This is a genomic window from Bacteroides faecis (assembly GCF_020091505.1).
Classification (GTDB): domain Bacteria; phylum Bacteroidota; class Bacteroidia; order Bacteroidales; family Bacteroidaceae; genus Bacteroides; species Bacteroides faecis.
On record NZ_CP081916.1, the window covers coordinates 341,239 to 367,260 of the forward strand.

Consider the following 26,022-nt stretch of genomic DNA (forward strand, 5'->3'; position numbering starts at 1 on the left):
AAATTAGAGAGCAAGGCGTGTGCTTCACAAAAAATCCGCGGTTTTGTCCGATGTGTTTCCTTTTTTTAGTAGTTTATTAGAAATAATATCTTTTTTGTTTGCATGTTTTCCAAAATATGTCCATATTTGCAGCGTATTTTCTTGCCGTTACCTAAGAAGTAACACCATATTAATCAGCAGCTTATCTTCAAAAACGTTTTTCTAAAGGGAGAGAAAACCGTTGCATTAGCCTCATCAATTTTCTTATTCTTAAAAGGTTTCAGATAAGTCTCTGTTACTGTGATGGATGAATGTCCCATAGCTTCCGAAATGATACCGGGATGCACTTCACTATAATATGCCATCGTAGCCCATGTATGACGGGCAGTATATGAACTTAAGTCAGCAGTCAGTCCTAACACTCCTTTCAGAATCACCAGTTGGCTATTGAAATAACGAAGGGCCTGCTGATATTCCCGATATGCTTCTTCTGTTCCTTCCTTGCTGGCGATCAGTGAAAAAAGATAAGGAGAGGCAGGATCAGTATTCATGTATTGCCTGATCAGTTTCATAGCTTCGGGCAGAAGAGTTACGGTCAGCATTCTGCCGGTCTTTCTTCGGCGGTAAGTCAGGACATTCCCCTCTATGTCACGTTTCTTTAGATAAGCAAGGTCCACGAATGGAATGCCACGAAGCATAAACATTAATAAAAACAGAGCACGTGCACGTTGCAAGTCCCTTGTTCTCAAACGGAGTTGGTTCGGAAATCTTGCCATCAATCGTTCCATATCCTCTTTATCCAATGCACGCTTCCTGTCAGCTTTCGTTCCGGTATAAACATAACGAAAATGATGAGGTACATAAACCGCTAAATGCCGGTCAACTGCCCGATTATACACTGCACGCAATGTACGCATATAGGTGGAAACTGTATTCCAGCTACAATCTCTTCCACGCAAATACGTTTCAAAATTCTTAAGAAACTCCTGAGTTACTTTCCGAAAAGGAAGATTCTCGCTTCCATGGAATGAAATGACGGCTCTCATACTACTTCTGTAAATATGAGCGGTCCCATAATTCCCACTTTCCCGCAGCCCATTAGCTACGTTTTTCATAAATGAAATTAAATTCCCCATTTTATACGAATTTAAATGATACTTAAAAGGCTGTTTTAAGAAGAAAACGTTTCCCTTTCCCACGTTTCTTCCATAACACCTTTTCTTTCTATTTCCCTAAATCTTGAAAGACAAAGATAGGGATATATTTGTTCAAAATCCCAGAGTACTATTAAACGTGTGACATTTTTGCAGATATCTTAAGTTTTATACAGGGAAAATAAAAAAGGGACGTTCCCAGGGAAAAAGGGGAAATTAGGAACGTCCCTTGAATAGAGTTATCGAAAAGTCCGGCCTTTCGCAAGTGCAGACCTTTCCTCTTTTCACTAAAATAAACTAAGGACTATAGTGGGGAAATCCTTAGTGGGGAAAACGACTATCAATCGCTTCACAGAGACAGATAACCGCAAAGAAGTCGCATCCGGTACTTACTGTACCGAGGAAGCAACCTGTTCTTCAGATTCTTTTTTATTATATCTTATCGATATTTCTATTTATTGATTACTCAGCAATACAAATACTCACACGGTTCTCTTCTGGTGTGTTGTAGGGCTGAACAGTGTCACCTTTAGAATTAATAAGCATTCTGTCGGCAGTTATTCCTTTTGCCTTCAAAGCGTCGGCAACATTAGATGCACGTTTTTCAGACAGAGTTTTATTAATTCTGGGATTACCTGTATTGGCATCAGCATAACCGGTCACTTTCACCTTTGCTGACGGATTCTTTTGAAGATACTCTACCAACATATTTATTTTAGCATGCTGGTCGTCTTGTATCTTTGCCGAATTCAAGGCAAAGAAGATGTCTTGCTTCATAGGCTGCACCACTACTGCTTCTTCTTTCAGCTGTTCTACCACCACAGGTGCAGGTTTCGGTTGTTCTACTACCACAGGCTCCGGCTCGTAATATACAGGCGGAATTTCTTTGTAGCCCTTGCCGAACTTAATATTCAGACCAAGGAGAGCATTGAACTGCCAGTCGGCATTTCCTGCTTTCTTAGAGTTGAACTTGTCGGACAGAACGTTGGCGTTACCTTCGATGTTGATAGACAGGCGGTCATTCAGACGCAGGTTACATCCTAAGCCTAAGCGCCCTGCTGCTAGGAATTTTCCTTTTGTCCAGAGATGGCCCATTTCGTATCCGGCTGCGTCTATTGCAACAGCCTCGTCATTGTCAAAGCCACGATTGAGACCTACGCCGGCGAAAACATAACCATTCAATACACGTTTGGGGTTAAAGCCGCAAAACAGCGTACTCAAATCCGAAACAATATCTACATTGCCCTGCAGATATTTATATTGGTAGTCTTGTCGGGGAGCGACCCAACTACCTTTTGCCTGCCATCCGCTGACACCCACACGGGCACCCCATGCGGGAGCAAACTGATAGCCTATATTTATGGCGGCAGCCGGAGAGATAAGGTCAGTAAACTTAGCTTCACCTACTGTATGGGCAGCGCCTACTTGCACTTGCATAAACCAATGACGCTTAAATTCTGTTCTTCCTTCCTCCTTGATTTGTCTCTCTTGTGCGGAAGCAAATGTTCCACTCAATAATAAGGCAAATACAGCTATCCACAAATTCTTTTTATTCATGCTTATCTCCTTTCTTTTCTATGTTAAGTATGATATTGCGATGATTTTATTAAAGAAGGGTATCCTCTTTGATGAAGATACCCTTCTAAAACTATATTTTCATTAAAGATTTACTTTAATTTAATCCTAAAGTCTTATCATTCTTACCCTCGTTGTTCTTTAAGAACCCAACAGACGGCATCTTATATTCTGTGTCGGCACGTTTCACAGGAACAGTAATCTTAAGTACCTTAGAAGTACAATTCTTGTTCCAGTCATGTGTAATTGTAACTGTCACGACAACCGGTTGATCATTAGTAACCGCGCTACCACCTTCCTGAGACAAGTTACTCCATGACAGAACACCCTTATCCGAAATAGATGCGTGAGTTACGACGAATTCTTTATTCTCTACCTGATCTGCAGCATTGATCGCATACTTAATGTTTACGTTATGTACTTCGTACAATGATTCACCTATTTTCAAACCATTGCGTACGAACCAACCGTTCTGAATAGCCGGATCCCACATCAAACCATTGGTTGTAGTCTTGTGAGTATCCCACAACTTGAACAGACGATATATCGGCAAATAATGACCTTCGTTTACATTGTCAGCAGCACCGTCAACCAAGTACCAAGAACCATTGTTTACTACTTCATAAGAAACAGGATCTACGAAACGTACATTGAATGTATAGAATCCGGTAGGCTCTTTCTTAGTTGTAACACCCGGTATTGCAATAGGAATCTTACGATCGACACCATAGCTACCAACATAAACATATGCTCTGATTTCAAGCGGTTGTTCAAGCCATTTACAGTCGAATTGATTGATTGTCAATACATGTTTGTTAGTCTCTTCATTATATGCCAATGTAACATCTCCACCATATTGAGTCGGGTTAACCAATTCGAAGCAAATAGTACCGCAAGGTAATACTTTAGCAAGGTTATTAGTCAACATTCCATCTTCAATATTACAGCTCATTTTAAACGTTCCACTGAATGGTTTTTCACCAGTGTTACTTTCTTCAGTCGGATAGCCATATCCCAACATATATTCTGTTCCGGCAATATGGTTGTTACCAGCAGCCCACATAGATGGGTTGTAAGTCCATTCTGCAGCAGGATCAGTTACATTGAACTCAGCCTTGATCTTGAATGCTTTATAAGTAGCTAACGTACTCTCAGTAGAGAAGCTCAATTCCACTTCATATTTACCAGCATGAGCTTCCGGAGTCAATCCGAAGTATAGGTAATTATTCTCAGTTGTCGGACCTCCAAAGATGTTCGCCCAGTCAATCATCAGATTCCAGTTCTTTGACGGATCTTTGTAGATATAACCACTGTTTATGTATGCAGCCCACTTCGTGTATTCGGTTCTAACACCGGTCTGTGCATCAGTAAAGAATACCTTCACACTGTTGGTACCACCTGTAATACCATCACCATACAATTCTACAAACTTCTCTTTACTTACACCTAACTTATTGAAGTACTGATCGAAGTCAATCTTAAGTCCATCAACAACATTAGCATTCGCAAATGCGCCATTACCCCACTGCTTCATATCTTCTCCACCAACGAGTGCAGTGCAGCCAAGTACCTGGTCTGTCAGATCTTCATTAGTCCAAGTATCAGTCAACTGTTCTGTTTCAACCAACTTGATTTTCAAGAGTTTAGACATTACCCATTTACCGTCAACAAACATTTTAACTTTAACAACCGGTTCACGGCCAATAGAAGCTGTCTGAACTTTACCATCTACTAAGATCGGAGTCATTTTTCCTGTCTTAGAGTCAAACGTCACATAACGTTCAGTCTGTCCTACTTCAGCCTCAGTATAATGAACATCTTCAAATTCGAAAGTAATATTTTCGAAGCCAAGATCTTCCAGTCTGTATTGTCCGTCTTTTGAAGAAAAGTCGGTATTCGTATAGAATTTAACAGCATAATCACGAATATAGTCTAACAATACCGGTTGGTCAGTATACAAGACATTGGCGATTACAGGTACGTTAATATTACTAGCAATGTAACTATTTCTTTGAGCAGCATTAAGCTCCTCAGCATACATGTGAGTCAAATCCGTAAATGTAGTAACCTGATCATTCAAATTACCATCTTTTATAGTTATACCGATCATTGCATCGTCCTGCTCAACCACCATACGTTTAGTGGCTACAAAATCAGAAACAACAATACCGTCATTAATAAACTTCTCGTTTTCATTCGTATTCTTAACGCGATAAGCAAGCATATTGACTTTACCGGCTTCACCGTATTTGCTGGATTCCTCCATAGGTTTGCCATCCGGATTATCATATACATTTTCTTCTGTTTCTTCAGAAGCTTTATACATCTTAAATACGTTCGGATTATCAGTATTATTACCAGCAGAAGCTTTCACAACCAGCTTACCTTGAGAGTTTACCGAAATCTTAGACAAAGGCAGTCCTATTTCAACAGCCCTGGTAGTGGTAGTAGCAGTCTGTTCAATAAAACCTAATCCCTCATAATATTTAGGATTAACGTTTGCAGGATTCAGCTTATACTCATATTCAGCCCATCCATTGACCAATGTGCGGTATAATGGCTGAAGAGCACTGTTGTATTCATATACTTTAGTAATACCTGTAGAGTTCTCATCATACCCGATAACCGGCAAGAATACAACATCGCCTAAATCTTCATTGATATTAGAAGTTACGTGAACTAAAGAAGATACGAAAGTAGCAGAATACTTATAAATCTTAGCAGAAGTAGCTTCGCCGGTTTCAGTTCTCAGATTACTGAAAATATAGTAATCTCCCATATCGGCCACAGAAACAACTCCCGGGATAATCCAAGTCATATCAGTCTTGTTCTCCGGTTTCACTTCATTCTTGTACCAGAATCCGTCTTCGCCCGGGATATAAGTATCACCATCGATTCCAGGCTCTCCTTGTTCACCCGGCTTTCCTTGTTCACCGGCAGGTCCTTGTTCACCCGGATCTCCCTTGTCTCCTTTAGCCTTGAACTCTGTTTTCTTACCATCTTGATACCAGTATCCGTCTTCACCAATCGTCCACTGAGTACCATCTTTTCCGGCATCACCATTTTTAATGGTAAAGCTCTTACCGTTGCTCAATGTTACTTCCACACCACCGGTAATGTTCTCAACTTTTGTGATTACAGATCCCCCTTCGATCAGCTTGTTGATTTCCGCAATAGCGTTGGCATTTTCGGTTATCTTCTGCTCTAACCGATCGATATCGTCATCGTAGTCCTTACAACCTACATATGAAAATGTGGTTAGCGCCAATGCTCCGAAAAACATCACTCTAATAATTTTTTTCTTCATAACTACTTAAAAATTACATTAATAATATATTATTAAACACTAAGTTCAAATAATATTCGCCCGTTACTTTGTAGGTAACAGGAAACAGCCTGTAGCTACTTCTGAAGAAGCGTCTAAAGGGTAGACAAGAAACATAAGTATCAAAATATATTTAACCCCTGCTTTAGAATAGCAGCAGAGGGGAGGGAAATCTTTTGCAATAATAAGAGAGCATGGTGTGTTCTTCACAAAAAATCCGCAGTTTTGTTTGGTGTATTTCCTTTTTTTAGTAGTTTATCAGAAAAAATATCTTTTTTGTTTGCATGTTTTCCAAAATATGTTCATCTTTGCAGCGTATTATCTCCCCGTTACCTACAAAGTAACAGGCTTTAATTCAAATAATTACCTACCGAGAAAGACTTCCTAAAGGAAGAGAAGACCATTACATTCGCTTCATCAATTTTCTTATTCTTGAAAGGTTTCAGATAAGTCTCTGTGACAGTGATAGATGAATGTCCCATTGCTTCTGAAATGACACCGGGATGTATCTCACAATAATAAGCCATCGTAGCCCATGTGTGACGCGCTGTATATGAACTCAGATCCGTAGTCAGTCCCAGCACTTGTTTCAGAATCATCAGCTGATAATTAAAGTTACGCAATGCCAACTGGTATTCCTTATATGCCTCCTCCGTTCCTTCCTTGCTGGAAATCAACGAAAAGAGATAAGGAGAAGCAGGATCGGTATTCATATGCTGTTTGATCAATTTCACCGCTTCCGGCAAAAGAGTCACAGTCAGCATTCTGCCTGTTTTCCTCCGACGATAAGTAAGGACATTTCCGTCTATATCATGTTTTTTCAGATAAGCAAGATCGACGAAAGGCATACCACGCAGCAAAAACATTAATATGAAAAAACCACGGGCACGCTGCAATTCCCTGTTTCCCGAGTGCAGCTGTTTCGGAATATCTTTCATAAGACGTTCCATATCCTCTTTTTCCAATGCACGCTTTTTATCGGCACGTGTCCCCGTATAGACATACCGGAAATGATGCGGTACATAAGGTGCAATGCGTCGGTCTACTGCCCGATTGTACACAGCTCTCAGCGTACGCATATAAGTAGAAACCGTATTCCAGCTACAATTTCTTCCACGCAGATACGCTTCAAAACTTTTCAAAAACTCCGGAGTCACTTTTCGGAAAGGCAGATTACTGCTTTCATTGAATGCGACGACAGCACTCATGCTACTCCTGTAAATATGGGCGGTCCCATAATTCCCACTTTCCCGTAGCCCGTCGGCTACCTTCTTCATAAATGAAATTAAATTCCCCATTTTTTACTGTTTAAAATGATCAATAAAGGCTGCTGCCAAAGAGAAGTGAACCCTTCTCCACATTCCCCGGCAGCGCCTTTTTTCCTATTCCCAATCATAAAGATACAAATCTATTGCCACATTTGTTTGATGTAACCCCAAAAACATTCGATACCAGCTCCCAGCCGATCATTTTCTCCAAAACATTTGGCTATCTGACAAATAATTCGTTACTTTGCACCGCTTTCGCGCAATCGCTGTCAAGAGAAGAGATACTTGGTATGTTGCGTTGTAACGATAAAACAATTTAATAATAGCAACAATGGATTTAATTAAAATTGCAGAAGAAGCATTTGCTACCGGTAAACAGCACCCGAGCTTCAAGGCAGGAGACACTGTAACAGTAGCATATCGTATCATCGAGGGTAACAAAGAACGTGTACAGTTGTACCGTGGTGTTGTTATCAAAATCGCCGGTCACGGAGACAAGAAACGTTTTACTGTACGTAAAATGTCAGGTACTGTAGGTGTAGAAAGAATTTTCCCAATCGAATCACCGGCTATCGATAGCATCGAAGTGAACAAGGTAGGTAAAGTTCGTCGCGCTAAATTGTATTACTTGCGTGCTCTTACCGGTAAGAAAGCTAGAATCAAAGAAAAAAGAGTTAACAACTAAGCTGAACTCTGAGATTCGAAATAAAAAAGAGGAAGTTCCGGTAACGGGATTTCCTCTTTTTTATTGCCAAATTCTCAGCATAAAAATGAGAAACAGTTTTGGTTTTAAAGGAATATGAGCTTGGTTTTAAAGGAACGGAGTATTTCTTTAAAACCAAGCTCAGTTTGCTCACCGAACATCGTAATTTTATCAACTTTCAAGCGATTGAAATTCTATTTCATCTCAGATGCCCAACATTCTTCAAATATCATTTTATTTAAAACAAGAAATAAATTAGAGTAAAAAGCTAACAATCATCTCAAAAACATATCTAAATCAACAACAAACACATAATACAAAAACATCAAGAGAATCATAAATGCAAAATTTATCGCCTATTCGTAAGGAATATAAGGATTGATAACTTTATTGCAATTCCAGATGCATAAAATGTCCTGAATGTCCACTTCAAAAAAAGAATCGATTTTTAAAATAAAGTAGTTACTCCTATTCCATCTCTTGTGTTTTGAAAAGCAAAATATTATTTTGTTTTTCAAAACGAAATAATTATCTTTGCATAAAAGAGTGCAAACATGAGAATAATAGCTAAAAGCAAAATCGTTGATTATTACACCGAAAATCCAGAGGCTGAAATAGCCCTTGAAGATTGGTATCACAAAACAAAACTGACAGAGTGGAATAACTTCGCCGACATGAAAAAGACATTTAATAGTGTCGATAATGTAGGCAATCAACATTATGTTTTCAATATCAAGGGTAATAATTACAGGCTAATAGTAGTGATCAAGTTCACAATTAAAACGATTTTAATTCGATTTATTGGCACTCATGCAGATTATGATAAAATAGATGTTAAAAACATATAGATATGACAAAGATTCAGAATGAGACAGCTTATAAAGCTACAATGGAAAGAATAGAAGAACTTCTTCCATTAGTTGATGATAATACTCCTTTGTCTGACAAAAATCTTATTGAACTAGATTTATTGTCAGGGCTTGTAGAGGAGTATGAGGATGAGCATTATCCAATAAAAAGCCCATCTTTGGCTGATATAATGAAACTTCGTATGTATGAAATGGGACTTAGCCAAGCCAAACTATCAGAGTTGCTTGGAGTGAGCCCTTCTCGTATCAGTGATTATTTTACCGGCAGAAGTGAGCCAACCTTGAAAGTGGCTCGTGAAATCAGTAAAAAGTTGAATATTGATGCCAATATTGTATTAGGAATATAAAATTCGATGCAATCTTTTTAGCATATCTGAAAACACAAAAAATCCCCGGAAACTCAACGCCCCCGGGGATTCAATTACCTTTATTATAAAAAATCGATATTATTCTTTCAGATCTTTCAATTCCCAAGCCAAAGCACTGGCACCCAGCACCGCAGCATCAGAATCTTTCAGTTCGGAGACAAGCAATTTAGTCTTGCCTTTATAAATATTCAGAATATTGTCATCGATTGCTTTCTGAATCGGTTTCATGATATAATCACCCGATTTTGCCAGACCACCAAACAAAACAATAGCTTCAGGACTAGAGAATGCAATAGCATCTGCCAAAGCCTCACCCAAAATATTACCTGTAAATTCAAAGATTTCCTGTGCCAGCTTATCACCTTGTACCGCTGCATCGTATACGTCTTTCGAAGTGATGTTTTCAGCAGGAATATTACGAAGCAAGCTTGCATCAGTACGGGCAGCCAGGAATTCACGAGCTGTACGAGCTACGCCGGTAGCCGAACAGTAAGTTTCCAGACAACCTTTACGACCGCAACCACAAATGCGACCGTCACGACGTGCAATTACGTGTCCTAATTCTCCGGCAAAACCATCATGACCATAAACCATCTGACCATTGATAACGATACCACTACCTACACCTGTACCCAGAGTAATCATGATAAAGTCTTTCATACCACGGGCAGCACCGTAAGTCATTTCACCGATAGCGGCAGCATTAGCGTCATTTGTCAAAGCGGTAGGAATACCCAATCTTTCTTCAAACATAGCAGCCAACGGAAGAATTCCTTTCCAAGGCAAGTTCGGAGCAAATTCAATAGTTCCGGTATAATAGTTACCATTAGGAGCACCGACACCGATACCTCTGATCTTATCTACACCACCATTAGCAATGATCAACGGAAGCAAGTTTTTGCATACCTCATCCGCATATTCTGCAGCAGTCGGATAGCCGGCTGTTTTAATTGAGCTACTGGCAATAATAGTTCCGCGTGCGTCTACAATCCCAAAGACGGTGTTTGTTCCGCCTATGTCAATACCTACTACGTAGGGTTTCTCCATGTTTGAATTCATGATACTTTATTTAAAAGGGTTAGTTAATTATAAAGTTTACTGCACACAAATTACGTAAAGAAGATTGAGTCTACAAAATGTTTTTTCAAAAAAGTTCACTCTGTTTGCAACTTTTCGTATCTTTCGTGCGTCTAATAGTGAAAAACTAAAAGGAAAAAGAAACTTAATAAGGGAAATTGTGATAAAACTAACAGGCATTAACAAGACCTACAACAACGGAGCACCTCTCCATGTACTCAAGGGCATCAATCTCGACATTCAGCGAGGTGAGTTTGTTTCCATCATGGGAGCTTCGGGTTCGGGCAAATCTACTTTACTAAATATATTGGGGATACTGGATAATTACGATACCGGAGATTATTATCTGAACAACGTTCTTATCAAAGACTTGAGCGAAACGAAAGCTGCCGAGTATCGAAACCGTATGATCGGATTTATCTTCCAGTCATTCAATCTGATATCATTCAAGGATGCCGTAGAGAACGTGGCCCTTCCCTTATTTTACCAAGGTGTAAGCCGCAAAAAGCGAAATGCACTCGCTCTGGAATATCTCGACCGCCTGGGACTGAAGGAGTGGGCACATCACATGCCGAATGAAATGAGTGGAGGGCAGAAACAACGTGTAGCCATTGCCCGTGCATTAATCACCAAACCACAAATAATCCTTGCCGACGAACCGACGGGTGCTCTGGACAGCAAAACATCTGTAGAAGTAATGCAGATACTGAAAGACTTGCACCGAATGGGAATGACCATCGTCGTCGTAACTCATGAAAGCGGTGTTGCCAACCAGACTGACAAAATTATCCATATCAAAGATGGGATTATCGAACGGATCGAAGAAAATCTCGACCACGATGCCTCTCCATTTGGTCAGAACGGAATCATGAAATAAGTATTAGGTAATAAGTATTAAATATTAATTCCATGCGGTCACAACGCAGCCTAATACTTAATACCTATTATTTATTTTATTACTAATCACTTATTACTCAAAAAAATGATTGATATCTGGCAAGAAATATATAGTACCATCAAACGCAATAAGTTGAGGACTTTTCTCACGGGATTTGCCGTCGCATGGGGAATATTCATGCTCATCGTCCTGTTGGGCGCCGGCAACGGACTAATTCACGCATTCGAGCAGTCGGCCTCCGAACGGGCTATGAACTCTATCAAAATCTATCCGGGATGGACCAGCAAATCATACGACGGCCTGAAAGAAGGAAGACGGATACGACTGGACAACAAAGACCTGAATACGACCAATAAGAATTTCCCGGATCATGTTATCAAAGCCGGAGCCACTGTATATCAGGGAGGCGTAAACCTGAGCTTCGGATCGGAATATGTCAATCTGAATCTTTCCGGAGTATACCCCAATCATACAGAAGTGGAAGTGGTAAAACTCTTTAAAGGGCGTTTCATCAATGAAATCGATATTAAAGAACGACGGAAAGTAATCGTACTCCACAAAAAGACTGCCGAAATCCTGTTTGACAAAACACATACCGATCCCATCGGACAATTCGTGAATGCAGGTAATGTTGTCTATCATGTAGTAGGTCTGTACAACGACAAAGGAGACAGCGGCGACAGCGATGCTTACCTTCCATTTACAACTCTGCAAACCATTTATAATAAAGGAGACAAGCTGAACAACCTCATTATGACTACCAAGAATCTGGAAACAATAGAATCTAATGAAGAATTCGAAGCTCACTATCGCAAAGTGATCGGTGCCAACCAGCGTTTTGACCCGACCGACCATAGTGCTATCTGGATATGGAACCGATTCACCAACTACTTGCAACAGCAACAGGGGTCAGCAATGCTCCGTATCGCTATCTGGGTAATTGGTATTTTTACCTTATTAAGCGGGATTGTCGGAGTTTCGAACATCATGCTGATTACTGTAAAAGAACGTACCCGCGAATTTGGCATCCGCAAAGCACTCGGAGCCAAACCTCTTTCCATCCTTTGGCTGATTATCGTAGAAAGTGTCACGATTACCACCATATTCGGTTACATAGGCATGGTTGCAGGCATCGGTGCTACCGAATGGATGAACAATACCTTCGGAAACCAGACTATGGATAACGGTATATGGTCCGAAACGGTATTCCTGAATCCGACGGTCGATATAGGAATCGCCATTCAAGCTACACTCACATTAGTAATAGCCGGAACATTAGCCGGATTGTTCCCTGCCCGAAAAGCAGTCAGCATCCGACCGATTGAAGCACTTAGAGCCGATTAAAGATTATGAGAATAGACATAGATACTTGTGAGGAAATCCTCATCACCATCACAAGAAATAAAACGAGAAGCCTGTTGACGGCATTCGGCGTATTCTGGGGAATCTTCATGCTCGTAGCTCTTATCGGCGGCGGACAGGGATTGCAGGATATGATGCAAAAGAACTTTGAAGGATTTGCCACCAACTCCGGTTTCCTCGCCGCCCAAAAAACGGGAGAAGCCTATAAAGGATTCCGTAAAGGACGCTGGTGGGATCTGGAGGCCATTGACATCGAACGTCTTCGCTCCCAAGTGAAGGAAGTGGAAGTCATTACTCCTTCTGTTGCCCGCTGGGGGTCCAACGCAATATATGGAGACAAGAAATACGACTGTAGCGTGAAAGGATTATATCCCGACTATCTCCACATCGAATCACAGGAAATGGCATACGGACGTTTTATCAACGACGTAGACATCCGTGAAGCACGTAAAGTCTGCGTCATCGGCAAGCGTGTTTACGAAAGCCTGTTCAAACCGGGAGAAGATCCGTGTGGCAAATATATACGGGTAGACGGCATCTACTATCAAATCATCGGTATGTCTTCTTCCGAAGGAAACATGAACATACAGGGACGTGCCTCGGAAGCAGTCACCCTTCCATTTACCACCATGCAGCAGACTTACAATCTGGGCGGGCAAATTGACGTAATCTGTTTCACCGTCAAACATGGTGTGAAAGTATCTGATGTACAACCTCAAATGGAGTCCATCATCAAAGCCGCACACTACATTGCACCTAACGATAAACAAGCGCTTATGTACCTGAATGCCGAAGCCATGTTTTCCATGGTAGACAATTTATTCAACGGTATCCATATTCTGATCTGGATGGTAGGTCTGGGCACTCTGCTGGCAGGAGCTATCGGAGTGTCGAATATCATGATGGTCACCGTGAAAGAACGTACTACAGAAATCGGTATACGCCGTGCCATCGGCGCACGCCCCAAAGATATCCTCCAACAAATCTTATCTGAAAGCATGGTATTGACTACGATTGCCGGAATGTTCGGTATTTCTTTTGCCGTCATGGTATTGCAACTGGTTGAAATGGGAGCAAACTCAGACGGGGGAGACGCACATTTTCAGGTCAGCTTCGGTCTGGCAGTCGGAACCTGCGCACTGCTAATCGCATTGGGTATGCTGGCAGGACTGGCACCCGCCTACCGTGCAATGGCTATCAAGCCGATTGAAGCAATCAGAGATGAGTAGCAGTGGAATGATAAATGAAGAACAAAGAATTAAAAATTAAACATATATATTCAAGATGAAAAAGTATCTGAAAATCACGTTATTGGTAATTATCGCCATAATCCTTGTCGGAACATTTGTATTTCTTTATCAGAAATCCAAGCCAAAGGTTATAGTTTATGAAACATTGGCAGCAGAAGTGACAGACCTTGAAAAAACGACAGTAGCCACCGGAAAAGTGGAGCCAAGAGATGAAATTCTAATTAAGCCTCAAATTTCCGGTATTGTTGACGAGGTTTTTAAAGAAGCAGGTCAAAGCGTAAGAAAAGGGGAAGTAATCGCCAAAGTAAAAGTAATCCCCGAACTCGGACAGCTAAATTCAGCAGAAAGCCGTGTTCGTCTGGCAGAAATCAATGCAAAGCAAGCAGAAACCGATTTTGCCCGTATAAAAAAACTGTACGAGGATCAGCTGATCAGCCGCGAAGACTTTGAAAAAGGGGAAGTGGCAGTAAAACAGGCACGTGAGGAAAATCAGACTGCCAAAGATAACCTGGAAATTATTAAAGAAGGAATCACTAAAAACAGCGCTTCATTCAGTAGTACCATGATTCGTTCTACCATCGACGGGCTTATTCTGGATGTGCCTGTGAAAGCCGGTAACTCCGTAATCATGAGTAACACCTTCAATGACGGCACTACCATTGCTACAGTGGCAAACATGAACGACCTCATTTTCCGGGGAAATATCGACGAAACCGAAGTAGGACGTATCCACGAGGGAATGCCGATCAAACTGACAATCGGTGCTTTGCAGAACCTGACCTTCGATGCTATTCTTGAATATATCTCTCCCAAAGGAGTGGAGACCAACGGAGCAAACCAGTTCGAGATTAAAGCAGCCATCACGGTGCCGGATACCGTACAAATACGTTCCGGTTATTCTGCAAATGCAGAAATTGTATTGCAACGTGCCAACAAAGTGCTGGCAGTACCCGAAAGTACCATCGAGTTCAATGGTGATTCTACGTTCGTATATATCATGACGGATTCCGTGCCACAACAGAAGTTTAAACGTACACAGGTGACTACCGGAATGAGTAACGGTATCAAAATTGAGATAAAGAAAGGTGTAACCGCTCAAGACAAGCTACGCGGTGCTGAGAAAAAAGATAAATAACTGATTCCGAATGAAAGCAATTTATAAAACTATAGCAATTGTTCTGTTGAGCGGAACCGGTATCGGTTCCATTCAAGCACAGAATACCACCTCGCAGGCCTGGACTTTACGGCAATGTATCGACTATGCCATTGAGCACAATATCGACATTCGTCAGACAGCCAATGAAGCCGAACAAAATAAAATAAGTGTAAACACTGCTAAATGGGCACGTCTCCCGAACTTGAATGGTGGTGTCAGCCAAGGATGGAGCTGGGGCCGTACAGCTTCTCCCAAAGATAACTCATATAGTGACACTAACAGTGCCAGTACAGGTTTGAACTTGAGTACCAATGTACCTCTTTTCACGGGCTTGCAATTATCCAATCAATATTCGCTTGCCAAGCTCAATTTACAAGCGGCTATCGAAGATTTGAATAAAGCAAAAGAGGATATTGCAATCAATGTTACCTCTGCCTATCTGCAGGTTCTCTTCAATCTGGAATTGAACAAGGTAGCACAAAGTCAGGTAGACCTTAGCAAAGATCAGCTGAAACGTATTAAAGGACTGCATGAAGTAGGTAAGGCCTCACCTGCAGAAGTAGCAGAAGCACAGGCTCGTGTAGCACAAGATAATATGACAGCTGTACAAGCAGACAATACTTATAAATTGTCATTACTAAACTTAAGCCAGTTATTAGAATTGCCCACACCGGAAGGTTTCATCCTTGAAAATCCTAAAGAAGAGCTGGAGTTCGAACCACTAACGGCACCAGACGACATTTATACTCAGGCACTTGCATATAAGCCGGGGATTAAGGCAGCAGAATATCGCTTACAAGGCAGCTTGAAAAATATTCGTATTGCCCAAAGTGACTTCTATCCGCAACTTTCTTTCAGTGCAGGATTAGGAAGCAGCTACTATACACTAAACGGTGAATCGGAATTCGGTTTCGGACGCCAATTAAAAAACAATCTGAGCAAATCCCTTTCTTTCAACCTAAGTGTTCCGATCTTCAACCGTTTTACTACCCGCAACCGGGTACGTACCGCCCGCCTGCAACAAGCAAATCTCGCCTTACAACTGGATAACACCAAGAAAGTACTTTATAAAGAAATACAGCAGGCATGGTATAATGCCGTAGCTGCGGAAAGCAAATACAACTCCAGCGAAGTCGCAGTGAAATCCAATGAAGAATCTTTCCGGTTGATGAGCGAAAAGTTCAATAACGGAAAAGCTACTTTTGTTGAATACAACGAGGCCAAACTGAATCTGACCAAAGCTCTTTCAGACAAGTTACAGGCTAAATACGAATATCTGTTCCGTACCAAGATACTGGATTTCTATAAAGGACAGGCTATTGAATAGAAAGAGTTTCTGCCCTGTCAAAGAACAGTTATTTTAAAACATATCCGTTGGCTCATTCGTTATTATAGAAAGAACCAACGGATATGAAGCATTTAATTATCGCTGTCATTCTGATCATCAGTAATGTATTTTTAGGGATAGCCAAGCCAATGAAGAATCAAGCAGAAATCTATCTTGCAGGAGGATGTTTCTGGGGAACAGAACACTTTCTGAAACAAATCAGGGGAGTAGAAAGCACCCAGGTAGGATATGCCAACAGCAATGTTGCCAATCCGAGTTATGAACAAGTATGTTCGGGCAAAACGAATGCTGCCGAAACAGTAAAAGTCGTTTATAATCCCGAAGAAGTAAGTCTGGACTTATTGCTCAACCTGTATTTCCAGACTATAGATCCCACCAGCCTCAACCGCCAGGGAAATGATCGTGGAACGCAGTACAGAACAGGTATATATTATATCAGCCAAGCCGATATATCTGCCATCAATAAAGCTATTCAAGTATTGTCCACTCAATATCAAAAACCAATTGCTATTGAGGTAAAGCCACTGACAAATTTCTACCCGGCAGAAATCTATCATCAGGATTATCTGGATAAGAACCCGAACGGATATTGCCACATCAATCCGGCATTATTTGAAATGGCACGCAAGGCCAATGCTTCTAAAACCAAAAACTATCAAAAGCCGGATGATGCAACTCTCCGTAAGAAATTATCTGCGGAACAATATGCCGTGACTCAGAAGAATGCAACAGAACCTGCTTTCCATAACGAATTCTGGAATGAACACCGACCCGGTATCTACGTAGATATCACCACCGGAGAACCTTTGTTTGTTTCAACTGATAAATTCGATTCCGGCTGCGGATGGCCTAGTTTTTCCAAGCCTATCCAAAAAGAACTGATTGCCGAGAAGAAAGATACAACTCACGGAATGATACGGACGGAAGTACGCAGTAAAACAGGTGATGCCCATTTGGGACATGTATTCACTGACGGTCCGAAAGAAAAAGGCGGACTGCGGTACTGCATCAACAGCGCTTCACTACGTTTCATCCCCAAAGAGAAAATGAAAGAAGAAGGATACGAAGAATACCTGTCACTTATTAAATAGAATAACTTACATTGTTTCCAGACAGATACAATAAAAAACGGTGGATTCCTTGTCCGGGTAATCCACCGTTTTCGTTTGTTAACCTTAAGAGAGAAAGAGAATTTCACAATCCCCTGAGTATCGTTATTTTCCGGCAAGCAGCAGGTCTGCTTCATCTATTACCGGAGTCTGTATATTCATTGCCCAGTTACCTGCCGATTCTTCAATCCACTTGTAGTCATTCCACTTATAGTTCATATATGCAATCGGCATATTAGCATCGTTCAGTTCATAAACGCTCTTTTCTACAGAGTCGTCATAAGCTTTATGTGATTTATTCCAGCGTGCGTATAACAATGTGATCTCATTAGAAGAATAAGTATAATCTATCTTGAAATACGGAATCCACTTTTCGCTGGATGAATCCCATTTGAAAGCTTCTTTGGACGCCATTCTTTTTTGTTCATCATACGTAAAATCATATTTCATGTGACGATAGAGAGAGCCATCGAGTCTGTAAATAACCTTCGATACAACAACATCATCCACTTTCTCTTCATTAGTAATGAAGTTATTGTTCTGTGCTTTCAACTCTGCATTAGCGATACCGGCAAATACCATTGCTACTAAAACCATCATTCTGAATAATACTGTAGTTTTCATAATTGTATATTTTTTATTTGTTCAACTTTCTTTTTTGTTCTTCTGTTTATTAGACGGAACATCTATATTGAATGGTTGCAACTTTCTGAACTTTTTTTCATTTTTCAGTTGCCCGCCTTCGATTATATAAATGCAAGGGGTATGCCAAAACAGTAAACACCTAATAATCAGAACAAAGAAGGTATAAGCAGATGTACGAAAATGAACAGTTGTTCGCTCATAAACGGACATCATGTTAAAAAAGAACGACTTATATCCGGTTGAACAGAATATTATCTACCTTTGCATCCAATAATTTATTTAAAGGCAAATGATGAAAAAGAACAGCAAACAAAGTATTCTCCTGTTATCAATTGGAGGAATCTTATTTATCTGCCTTGTCGGTGTCTATCTAAGCCGTAGCATTCTTCTACGGAGTATAGCCAATAAACGTACTACTCACATCGAACAAACATACGGGCTGCACATTCACTATGAGAATCTGGAAATGTGTAGTCTGAATGAAGTCTCCATTCAGGGACTTTCTGTAGTTCCCGAGCAAAGGGATACTCTCCTTACGCTGCAAACTGTCAACGTCAAACTGACCCCCTGGAAACTACTGAAAGGAAACTTTGAAGTACGCAATATCCGTATGGACGGACTAACGATTGCTTTTATCAAACGGGACAGCGTAGCAAACTATGATTTTCTATTCTCCAAACGCCAATGCCAATCGGAAGCCACAACCAAACCTGCCACCGAAAGCAACTACAGCCATCGTATCGACCGGATATTGAACTTAATATATGGCTTTCTGCCCGAAAACGGACAACTGACTCAACTCAATATAACCGAACGGAAAGACAACAATTTTGTTGCCCTAAGCATCCCCGCCTTCACGATTGAAGACAATCGTTTTCAGTCGGCCATCAAGATAAAGGAAGATACCCTGACACAACAATGGAAAGCCACAGGCGAACTGAACAGAAAAGCCCGGATGTTGAAAACAGAACTTTTCGCTACCGGGAAAAAGAAAATCTCACTGCCTTATATCAACCGCCGCTTTGGGGCAGAAGTTACTTTCGACACCTTATATTATAGCATGACCGAAGAAAATCTTGCAAATAATCAGCTACGACTGAACGGTAAAGCCAGAGTCAGCGGTCTTGATATATTCCACAAAGCCCTTTCGCCGGAAGTTATCCATCTGGATCGAGGACAGCTTACGTATCAGATGAATATCGGCAATCATACGCTGGAGTTGGATAGCACCACTACAGTTCTATTCAACAAAATACAATTCCACCCCTATCTGCGAGCAGAAAAGAAAGAAGCTCAATGGCACTTCACAGCTGCCATAGATAAATCCTGGTTCCCGGCTGACGATTTATTCGGTTCTCTCCCCAAAGGGTTATTCAGCAATCTGGAAGGAATAAAGACAAGAGGTGAGTTGGCTTATCATTTTCTGCTGGACATCGATTTCGCTCAATTAGACAGCCTCAGATTTGAATCGGAGTTAAAAGAAAAAGATTTCCGGATCATGGAATATGGTGCGACACCTCTTTCCAAGATGAGCGAAGAGTTCACTTACACTGCTTATGAGAATGGCATGCCTGTCAGGTCATTCCCTATCGGCCCCTCTTGGGAACATTTCACACCATTAGACAGTATCTCTCCCCTGCTACGGATGTCCGTCATGCAAAGTGAAGATGGGGCCTTTTTCTATCACAAAGGATTCTTGCCCGATGCCATACGTGAAGCATTGATTTACGACCTGCAAGTCAAACGCTTTGCCAGAGGAGGCAGTACAATCACCATGCAACTAGTGAAAAATGTATTCCTCAACCGGAACAAAAACTTTGCCCGCAAACTGGAAGAAGCCTTGATCGTATGGCTAATAGAGACAGAGAGGCTGACGTCTAAAGAACGTATGTACGAAGTGTATTTGAATATTGCCGAATGGGGACCTCTGATTTACGGTATCCGGGAAGCCTCTGCTTATTATTTCAATAAACGGCCTTCCCAACTCACGACCGAAGAGAGTATCTTTCTGGCTTCCATTATCCCAAAACCAAAACACTTCCGCAATTCCTTCGCAGAAAACGGACAATTGAAAAAGAATATGGAAGGCTATTATAAACTGATTGCCGGACGTCTGGCTCAAAAGGGGCTGATAAGTGAAATCGAGGCGGATACTATCCGCCCCGATATCCAAGTTACGGGCGACGCCCTGAATAGTTTAGTCGGCGATACGCCGGAATCTAGTTCTCCTACCGCTGAGGAGCAATGACTTATTAATAAAGGAATAGGTTTTATCTTCTTGAGCTATTTCCTCTTTCTGAAGAACGGGAAGAAGAGCCTCGGCTACTGCTACTCGTGCTTCCTGAAGATGAGCTTCTTTCGGTCGATCTGGAAACGCTACCCCTACTGGAACTGCTGCCGGAACTACTGCTGCCCCGATTGGAAGTACTACCGGAACTGCTACTTCTGCCGGAAGTACTACTTCCCCGGTTCGAACTATCATGATTCCGGCTGCTCGTTGTACTGCCGTTTGTTCTACTTGAACTGCCGAAAGAACTGCTGCCACGTCCACTTTCGCGGTTCGTGCTGCCACCTGTCGGACGACGGTCAGAGTTCGAAGAACCTGTACTTGTTCCCGGACGACTTCCGGAATGATGATTTCCTTCACCTCTGTTATTATTTCTGCCCGGAGTTGTCTCCTTATTCGGTTTATCGTCTCTGGAAGGAGTAGACGGTCTGCCTGGAGTCGTTGGTCTGCTTGGACTCGACGGGCGTTCAGTTGTAGAGGGTCTGCCCGAAGCAGAGGGTCTTCCCGAATTTGAAGGTCTATGTCCCGATTCCGGACGGGGGCGGGAAGAATTTCCAGGCCGTCCCGATGAATTAGGACGTGATGATGTTCCCGGACGTCCCGAAACTCCGGGACGGGCAGGTGCATTATGCGGACGAACAGAAGTATTCGGGCGGAAGCGTACAGAACCGAAATCCGAACGACGATAAGAATGGAATACTCTCTGATCCCTTACCCGGTATGGAGTAGGATAATGGACAACGTTATTGTATCTTCCCCGGTAATAGCTCACATGATGAATATGCGGACGATAATGTGCACCACAGTAAGTCCGATAATGATAAGGTACACCAAAATAGAATAAACTACGATTCGGATAATTAATATAAATCCGGAAATTCCATCTTCCTCCGGTCACGTAAATCGGACGATAAAAATAATCAGCCCCCAGAAACCTGCGATATTGCCCATCACTCAATACCCAGCGAAGATCATCGTTACGAATATCCAAGGCCTCATAGTAATCGTCCAACGCCCATTCGTCACCCCGCACTACATAATCCATAATATTACGAAGAGAGTAGATGAAATCATAATTAATCTCATACACATCATTATACTGCGGATTACTCAAGTCCAACTCATATGCCATCTTATCAGTAAGGAAACGTGTCTCCTTACGCACCTTACTGGTGCTCATTCCCGCCATTACAGTGGTACTGGCAGTCACTACTAATAATATAAACAGAATTCTTTTCATGATTTCATTTTTTTTAGTTACGTCTGCTATCGTAAGATTCCGCGAACTCTCTCATCTCCCTCTTATCCATCTCAAAAGTGAAAACATCCGTTAGTATCGAGAAGTTCTTCTTATCTGCGATTTTCGGATAAAGCTTCTTTATCATATTCTTCTTATCTGTCTGAAAGGTACACATATCCACCAATTTACGACATTGGGCGCAAGTGAATCCCGAAGGAGGTACGACTTCATCCAGCATTCGGGTCCGGTCAGACTCAAATGATTTGCCTCTATATTCATTGAAAAAACGATCAAATTCAGCTGCGCTCATAGCTCTTGGCCGTACATATCCTGCATCTCCCGGTCGTTGCTCACCATGATAAGCCTGGATATATTTTTTCATGCTGTCACGGTCAAAAGAAGAAAAGAGCTTATTGACAACCGGACTGAAATTTTCTTTATCCACAATTTGCGGATACATACGCTTCATCACAGTCATCTGAGTATCTGAGCTATTAATCTGATCTATAATCTTTCCGCACTGTGCAGAAGTAAAGTTGCATTCCAACAAAACGTCGTCTATATACTTAATTTGTTCAGTAGGCATGATCACCATCCGGAAATCACGTAGAAAACGATCAAATTCGTCGTGCATCATAAGAGTTCTGCGACGGGATGTTTCTTCATACTGTGGAGGGCAGACCGGAGGCGTATTGGTTACAACAACAGAAGGAGGCATCATTACCGGAGGCGGCAGCAGAATTTCATCACCGTTAAATGTATCCATACTTGTCACCCTTCCATCTGCAAAATATACTATAATCTTAATCGAGTTTCCGTAAAGTACTGAAGAGACCCGATGGAACTCCCATTCTTCGGTGTTGCCATCAAAACGTCTGTAATCCGGTTTACCCAATATTCTTTCCACATTCTGGCGAGACATTCCTTGCTGCACTTCCATCACTTGCTTGTTGGACACGTAATAAGTAGAGCAGCTGCTGGCGATCACCCACAACGTAAAAAACAGGATTATATGTATCTTTTTCATAACCGTATCGTTTTTAGTTAATTATATCAGCGTCCTTCGTATTCCCTGATAAAATCGTTCATTTGAGTCTTGTTCTTAGAGAATGTAAGAGTAGCGGTCACCATAAAGAAAGCCTCTTTATCCACAATATTGGGATACATCATTTTCATTATTTTCAATCGTTCATTATCAAAAGTATAGAACTTCACCAATTGGAGACATTGTTCTGATGTAAAATCTGAATTAGTCAATGCAGCAGTTATCAACCCCATACGATCTTTATCAAAAGGCTCATTCTTCACACTATCAAGGAACTTCTTAAAGAGTTGATCACTCATCACTCTATCATAGCGATCATGCTCCGGACGATGTCCACTTTGTCCCGTTCCCGGTCTGCCGGGCCTTCCCGGACGGATATCTCCAGGTTCTTCTACAACGATATCATGTACTCCATTTCCGTTAAAGTAAACACGTTCATTATACAATCTTTCTCCTTTCCAAACGCGTTCTCCCGGACGGGTAGAACGGGAAGCATACACCTCAATCGTATAATTTCCCGGTTTCAAATTGGCAACGAAACAAGTGGTAGTAGGGTAACACATCTGTTTTCCTCCAAAATAAACAAGAATCGGAGTGTCTCCTCCATCAATCCTGATTCCACTGATAGACTGCGCTTTTAAAGAAAGAGCAGCGAGCAAAATGCAGAAACTTATTATTATCTTACGCATAACTTATCTAGTTTTGAAATTATTATCTTTAACTGATATCACAAAAATAGGGTGAGAAAACTCCCCACCCCAATGATTCTCTCTATTCTTGTATAGGGATTTCCCTATTCTGTTTAGGATTCCGCCAAAGTGATGCCATTCTCCTGCAAAGAAATCAACCGCTTCTTATACAAGTCGCCCACCCCTTTCTTGAATGTTTTCTTACTAACGCCAAAAGTATCATAGATATCCTCCGCAGGGCTTTTATCGTTCAGATGGATTCGTCCACCATGCTCTTTGATATAATCCAGCAGTGTCTTCGAGAAATCATCTATTTTTTCGAATCCCGGCTTCTGAAGGATCAAGTCTACCTTACCATCTTCGCGCACTTGTTTCACAAAAGCTCTCATCTGCATACCTGTTTCCAACGTACAGAATATCTCATTCTCATATAGCAATCCGCTATGCTTATTATCTATAATCGCCTTAAATCCCAAATCTGTCTTCTGCCATATCAATATATCCACCTCTGTACCCGGAGCATAATCCGGTATGTCTTTCGACAGATAGCGTTCTACCTTTGCCGAAGCTACGATACGATAGCTTTCATCATCCAGATGTGCATGAATAACATATTTCCGTCCAACCTGCATTTTCATCTTTTGCTCACTGAACGGAACAAACAAGTCTTTCATCAGTCCCCAATTCAGAAATGCTCCGAACTGATTTACCCAAGCAACTTCCAGACAAGCAAACTGTCCCACCTGCACCAACGGGGTCAATGTAGTGGCAATCAGTCGCTCATCTATATCCAGATAGAGAAATACATTCAGCATATCCCCTACCTGACAGCCTTCGGACACATAACGGGTAGGTAACAAAATTTCTCCTTCTTCTCCTCCATCGAGATACAGACCGAAATCGACCTCCTTTACTACCTCGAGCTGATTGAACTTTCCTAATTCTATATTCATACTTCTATTTATTATATATTCCATATCTTTATAAAGAACAAAGATAATCTATTTTACGCACATCCCTTTCATGCACAGATATAACTTTTCGTTATTAAGGAAAACTATTTTCTATGAACAATCTGACGATTAAGGCGTTATCTTTGTAGCGACAACAAACCAGAACTGATTATTCACCTTATAAACATATATAATTATGGAATTTTTAACCAACGAGAAACTTACGATCGTAGGAGCAGCCGGAATGATCGGCTCTAATATGGCTCAAACTGCCATGATGATGAAACTTACCCCGAACATTTGTCTATATGATCCTTTTGCTCCCGCTTTGGAAGGTGTGGCAGAAGAGTTATATCACTGTGGTTTCGAAGGTGTGAATCTAACTTATACCTCCGATATCAAAGAAGCACTGACGGGGGCCTCTTATATCGTATCTTCAGGTGGTGCAGCCCGTAAAGCAGGCATGACTCGTGAAGACTTGTTGAAAGGAAATGCTGAAATCGCTGCTCAGTTCGGTAAAGATGTTCGCCAATATTGTCCGAACGTAAAACACATTGTTGTTATTTTTAATCCTGCTGATATCACCGGACTGATCACATTGCTTTATTCCGGTCTGAAACCGTCGCAGGTCTCTACACTGGCAGCATTGGACAGTACCCGTCTGCAGAATGAGCTAGTGAAATATTTCCATATCCCCGCCTCCGACATTCAGAACTGCCGTACGTATGGTGGACATGGAGAACAGATGGCAGTATTCGCTTCAACCACTAAAATAAAAGGAGAACCGCTGACTGATTTCATCGGAACTACCCGCCTTCCATTGGCTGAATGGGAAGCTTTGAAAGTGCGTGTAATACAGGGTGGTAAACATATCATCGACCTGCGCGGCCGTTCTTCCTTCCAAAGTCCGGCTTATCTTTCCATTGAAATGATCGCTGCCGCTATGGGCGGACAACCGTTCCGCTGGCCTGCCGGTACCTACGTATCCAATGATAAGTTCAATCACATCATGATGGCTATGGAAACTTCCATTACTAAAGATGGCGTTACTTATAAAGAGGTGGCCGGATCTCCTTCTGAACAGGAAGAACTGGAAAAGAGCTACGAACACTTGTGCAAGCTTCGTGATGAAGTGATCGAAATGGGTATCATTCCAGCCATCAAAGACTGGCATGCCTTGAATCCCAATATTGACTAACCAGTAATCATTAAATAATAAACACCGGAATTCGATGATATTTTTCAGTTCGGATTCCGGTGTTTTTTATTATTTATTCTTATCAATCTGCTATTAATCCCCCACTCTGGAACATCCTGCACAAACTCCCTTTACTACATAATTCACACTATTCAAAGTAAATCCTTTCGGCAGGTCGATCACCGGAATATGAATCTTCTCAAGACAGAATGTCCGATGGCATCTTTCGCAATAAAAATGCGAATGCAGGTCTTTCAGCACACAATTACAAGCATCATCACAAACTGCATATTTCCATGAGCCGCTTCCATCATCTATACTGTGTATCAGATGATGAGACAGGAAAAGTGTAATTGTCCGGGATATAGTCGACTTATCAACCGTATCCAGCAACGTTTCAAGATCAAGCTGAGACACTGCACGTCCCGCTTCCATCATACTCTTTAATATGAGAAGTCTTATTGCCGTCGGCTTGATGTCTCTTTTTGCCAACTTATCCAAATAAACTTTTTCTTCCATATTCT

At 41.5% G+C, this 26,022-nt stretch carries 22 protein-coding genes; 11 read left to right on the forward strand and 11 right to left on the reverse strand.

Annotated elements, in window-relative coordinates; all coding sequences use genetic code 11:
* Positions 1–173 precede the first annotated feature (173 nt).
* From K6V30_RS01855 to K6V30_RS01870, 4 genes are all read right to left on the reverse strand, one after another.
* Positions 174–1,115, reverse strand: a complete 942-nt coding sequence (locus K6V30_RS01855) for a tyrosine-type recombinase/integrase (RefSeq protein WP_029425032.1) — start codon at positions 1,113–1,115, stop codon at positions 174–176.
* A 480-nt stretch (positions 1,116–1,595) separates the two neighbouring features.
* Entirely contained in the window at positions 1,596–2,690 is a 1,095-nt protein-coding gene (locus K6V30_RS01860; RefSeq protein WP_010535460.1) for an OmpA family protein, read from the reverse strand.
* A 115-nt stretch (positions 2,691–2,805) separates the two neighbouring features.
* Positions 2,806–6,015, reverse strand: a complete 3,210-nt coding sequence (locus K6V30_RS01865) for a collagen-like triple helix repeat-containing protein (protein WP_050544890.1) — start codon at positions 6,013–6,015, stop codon at positions 2,806–2,808.
* 368 nt (positions 6,016–6,383) lie between these two features.
* Complete coding sequence (locus K6V30_RS01870; protein WP_055268914.1) at positions 6,384–7,331, reverse strand: tyrosine-type recombinase/integrase; 948 nt, start codon at positions 7,329–7,331, stop codon at positions 6,384–6,386.
* Between the two features lie 301 nt (positions 7,332–7,632).
* On the opposite strand from K6V30_RS01870, the gene rplS reads away from it, so the two are divergent.
* The 3 genes from rplS to K6V30_RS01885 all read left to right on the forward strand — a co-directional run bounded on the left by rplS (position 7,633) and on the right by K6V30_RS01885 (position 9,220).
* Positions 7,633–7,986 (forward strand): 50S ribosomal protein L19, encoded by a 354-nt coding sequence (gene rplS, locus K6V30_RS01875; RefSeq protein WP_005675578.1) that lies wholly within the window; start codon positions 7,633–7,635, stop codon positions 7,984–7,986.
* A 572-nt stretch (positions 7,987–8,558) separates the two neighbouring features.
* Complete coding sequence (locus K6V30_RS01880) at positions 8,559–8,852, forward strand: type II toxin-antitoxin system HigB family toxin (protein ID WP_010535462.1); 294 nt, start codon at positions 8,559–8,561, stop codon at positions 8,850–8,852.
* A 2-nt stretch (positions 8,853–8,854) separates the two neighbouring features.
* On the forward strand, positions 8,855–9,220 hold the full coding sequence (locus tag K6V30_RS01885; protein WP_010535463.1) for a helix-turn-helix domain-containing protein: 366 nt from the start codon (positions 8,855–8,857) through the stop codon (positions 9,218–9,220).
* Positions 9,221–9,319: 99 nt separating this feature from the next.
* On the opposite strand, the gene K6V30_RS01890 is transcribed toward K6V30_RS01885, so the two are convergent.
* Positions 9,320–10,300, reverse strand: a complete 981-nt coding sequence (locus tag K6V30_RS01890; protein WP_010535464.1) for an ROK family protein — start codon at positions 10,298–10,300, stop codon at positions 9,320–9,322.
* A gap of 178 nt (positions 10,301–10,478) precedes the next feature.
* Between K6V30_RS01890 and K6V30_RS01895 the strand changes: the two genes are divergently transcribed.
* The 6 genes from K6V30_RS01895 to msrB all read left to right on the forward strand — a co-directional run bounded on the left by K6V30_RS01895 (position 10,479) and on the right by msrB (position 17,423).
* Positions 10,479–11,195 carry an ABC transporter ATP-binding protein gene (locus K6V30_RS01895; RefSeq protein WP_010535465.1) on the forward strand — a complete coding sequence of 239 codons (717 nt, stop codon included), beginning with the start codon at positions 10,479–10,481 and terminating at the stop codon, positions 11,193–11,195.
* A gap of 105 nt (positions 11,196–11,300) precedes the next feature.
* Positions 11,301–12,560, forward strand: coding sequence for an ABC transporter permease (locus tag K6V30_RS01900; RefSeq protein WP_010535466.1), 1,260 nt, complete (start codon positions 11,301–11,303; stop codon positions 12,558–12,560).
* Positions 12,561–12,565: 5 nt separating this feature from the next.
* Positions 12,566–13,807 (forward strand): ABC transporter permease, encoded by a 1,242-nt coding sequence (locus tag K6V30_RS01905; protein ID WP_010535467.1) that lies wholly within the window; start codon positions 12,566–12,568, stop codon positions 13,805–13,807.
* 55 nt (positions 13,808–13,862) lie between these two features.
* The gene (locus K6V30_RS01910; RefSeq protein WP_010535468.1) at positions 13,863–14,963 is read left to right on the forward strand and encodes an efflux RND transporter periplasmic adaptor subunit; all 1,101 of its coding nucleotides are present in this window, start codon (positions 13,863–13,865) and stop codon (positions 14,961–14,963) included.
* Between the two features lie 10 nt (positions 14,964–14,973).
* Positions 14,974–16,311, forward strand: a complete 1,338-nt coding sequence (locus tag K6V30_RS01915; protein ID WP_010535469.1) for a TolC family protein — start codon at positions 14,974–14,976, stop codon at positions 16,309–16,311.
* Between the two features lie 83 nt (positions 16,312–16,394).
* Positions 16,395–17,423, forward strand: coding sequence for a peptide-methionine (R)-S-oxide reductase MsrB (gene msrB / locus K6V30_RS01920; protein ID WP_010535470.1), 1,029 nt, complete (start codon positions 16,395–16,397; stop codon positions 17,421–17,423).
* Positions 17,424–17,546: 123 nt separating this feature from the next.
* Here msrB and K6V30_RS01925 read toward each other — a convergent pair whose 3' ends face one another.
* Positions 17,547–18,065 (reverse strand): DUF3836 domain-containing protein, encoded by a 519-nt coding sequence (locus K6V30_RS01925; protein ID WP_010535471.1) that lies wholly within the window; start codon positions 18,063–18,065, stop codon positions 17,547–17,549.
* Positions 18,066–18,378: 313 nt separating this feature from the next.
* Between K6V30_RS01925 and K6V30_RS01930 the strand changes: the two genes are divergently transcribed.
* A complete protein-coding gene (locus tag K6V30_RS01930; RefSeq protein WP_029425035.1) occupies positions 18,379–20,334 on the forward strand; it encodes a transglycosylase domain-containing protein in 1,956 nt (651 codons plus the stop codon).
* A gap of 22 nt (positions 20,335–20,356) precedes the next feature.
* Here the strand turns inward: K6V30_RS01930 and K6V30_RS01935 are convergent, their stop codons facing one another.
* From K6V30_RS01935 to K6V30_RS01950, 4 genes are all read right to left on the reverse strand, one after another.
* On the reverse strand, positions 20,357–21,613 hold the full coding sequence (locus tag K6V30_RS01935; protein ID WP_010535473.1) for a hypothetical protein: 1,257 nt from the start codon (positions 21,611–21,613) through the stop codon (positions 20,357–20,359).
* Positions 21,614–21,626: 13 nt separating this feature from the next.
* On the reverse strand, positions 21,627–22,640 hold the full coding sequence (locus K6V30_RS01940; RefSeq protein ID WP_010535474.1) for a DUF4476 domain-containing protein: 1,014 nt from the start codon (positions 22,638–22,640) through the stop codon (positions 21,627–21,629).
* Between the two features lie 26 nt (positions 22,641–22,666).
* Positions 22,667–23,347 carry a proline and serine-rich protein 1 family protein gene (locus tag K6V30_RS01945; RefSeq protein ID WP_010535475.1) on the reverse strand — a complete coding sequence of 227 codons (681 nt, stop codon included), beginning with the start codon at positions 23,345–23,347 and terminating at the stop codon, positions 22,667–22,669.
* A 113-nt stretch (positions 23,348–23,460) separates the two neighbouring features.
* Positions 23,461–24,300, reverse strand: coding sequence for a CvfB family protein (locus K6V30_RS01950; RefSeq protein ID WP_055268915.1), 840 nt, complete (start codon positions 24,298–24,300; stop codon positions 23,461–23,463).
* A 196-nt stretch (positions 24,301–24,496) separates the two neighbouring features.
* Between K6V30_RS01950 and K6V30_RS01955 the strand changes: the two genes are divergently transcribed.
* Positions 24,497–25,498, forward strand: coding sequence for a malate dehydrogenase (locus tag K6V30_RS01955; protein ID WP_010535477.1), 1,002 nt, complete (start codon positions 24,497–24,499; stop codon positions 25,496–25,498).
* 93 nt (positions 25,499–25,591) lie between these two features.
* On the opposite strand, the gene K6V30_RS01960 is transcribed toward K6V30_RS01955, so the two are convergent.
* A complete protein-coding gene (locus K6V30_RS01960) occupies positions 25,592–26,017 on the reverse strand; it encodes a Fur family transcriptional regulator (RefSeq protein WP_010535478.1) in 426 nt (141 codons plus the stop codon).
* Positions 26,018–26,022 lie beyond the last annotated feature (5 nt).

What these genes read in the sequence shown, in the direction of transcription:
- K6V30_RS01890 (WP_010535464.1), bottom strand. Translation starts at nt 10,300, where the DNA reads ATGAATTCAAACATGGAGAAACCCTACGTAGTAGGTATTGACATAGGC.
- K6V30_RS01870 (WP_055268914.1), bottom strand. Translation starts at nt 7,331, where the DNA reads ATGGGGAATTTAATTTCATTTATGAAGAAGGTAGCCGACGGGCTACGG.
- rplS (WP_005675578.1), top strand. Translation starts at nt 7,633, where the DNA reads ATGGATTTAATTAAAATTGCAGAAGAAGCATTTGCTACCGGTAAACAG.
- msrB (WP_010535470.1), top strand. Translation starts at nt 16,395, where the DNA reads ATGAAGCATTTAATTATCGCTGTCATTCTGATCATCAGTAATGTATTT.
- K6V30_RS01860 (WP_010535460.1), bottom strand. Translation starts at nt 2,690, where the DNA reads ATGAATAAAAAGAATTTGTGGATAGCTGTATTTGCCTTATTATTGAGT.
- K6V30_RS01855 (WP_029425032.1), bottom strand. Translation starts at nt 1,115, where the DNA reads ATGGGGAATTTAATTTCATTTATGAAAAACGTAGCTAATGGGCTGCGG.
- K6V30_RS01925 (WP_010535471.1), bottom strand. Translation starts at nt 18,065, where the DNA reads ATGAAAACTACAGTATTATTCAGAATGATGGTTTTAGTAGCAATGGTA.
- K6V30_RS01930 (WP_029425035.1), top strand. Translation starts at nt 18,379, where the DNA reads ATGAAAAAGAACAGCAAACAAAGTATTCTCCTGTTATCAATTGGAGGA.
- K6V30_RS01885 (WP_010535463.1), top strand. Translation starts at nt 8,855, where the DNA reads ATGACAAAGATTCAGAATGAGACAGCTTATAAAGCTACAATGGAAAGA.
- K6V30_RS01935 (WP_010535473.1), bottom strand. Translation starts at nt 21,613, where the DNA reads ATGAAAAGAATTCTGTTTATATTATTAGTAGTGACTGCCAGTACCACT.
- K6V30_RS01940 (WP_010535474.1), bottom strand. Translation starts at nt 22,640, where the DNA reads ATGAAAAAGATACATATAATCCTGTTTTTTACGTTGTGGGTGATCGCC.
- K6V30_RS01960 (WP_010535478.1), bottom strand. Translation starts at nt 26,017, where the DNA reads ATGGAAGAAAAAGTTTATTTGGATAAGTTGGCAAAAAGAGACATCAAG.
- K6V30_RS01910 (WP_010535468.1), top strand. Translation starts at nt 13,863, where the DNA reads ATGAAAAAGTATCTGAAAATCACGTTATTGGTAATTATCGCCATAATC.
- K6V30_RS01950 (WP_055268915.1), bottom strand. Translation starts at nt 24,300, where the DNA reads ATGAATATAGAATTAGGAAAGTTCAATCAGCTCGAGGTAGTAAAGGAG.
- K6V30_RS01865 (WP_050544890.1), bottom strand. Translation starts at nt 6,015, where the DNA reads ATGAAGAAAAAAATTATTAGAGTGATGTTTTTCGGAGCATTGGCGCTA.
- K6V30_RS01905 (WP_010535467.1), top strand. Translation starts at nt 12,566, where the DNA reads ATGAGAATAGACATAGATACTTGTGAGGAAATCCTCATCACCATCACA.
- K6V30_RS01880 (WP_010535462.1), top strand. Translation starts at nt 8,559, where the DNA reads ATGAGAATAATAGCTAAAAGCAAAATCGTTGATTATTACACCGAAAAT.
- K6V30_RS01900 (WP_010535466.1), top strand. Translation starts at nt 11,301, where the DNA reads ATGATTGATATCTGGCAAGAAATATATAGTACCATCAAACGCAATAAG.
- K6V30_RS01915 (WP_010535469.1), top strand. Translation starts at nt 14,974, where the DNA reads ATGAAAGCAATTTATAAAACTATAGCAATTGTTCTGTTGAGCGGAACC.
- K6V30_RS01945 (WP_010535475.1), bottom strand. Translation starts at nt 23,347, where the DNA reads ATGCGTAAGATAATAATAAGTTTCTGCATTTTGCTCGCTGCTCTTTCT.
- K6V30_RS01955 (WP_010535477.1), top strand. Translation starts at nt 24,497, where the DNA reads ATGGAATTTTTAACCAACGAGAAACTTACGATCGTAGGAGCAGCCGGA.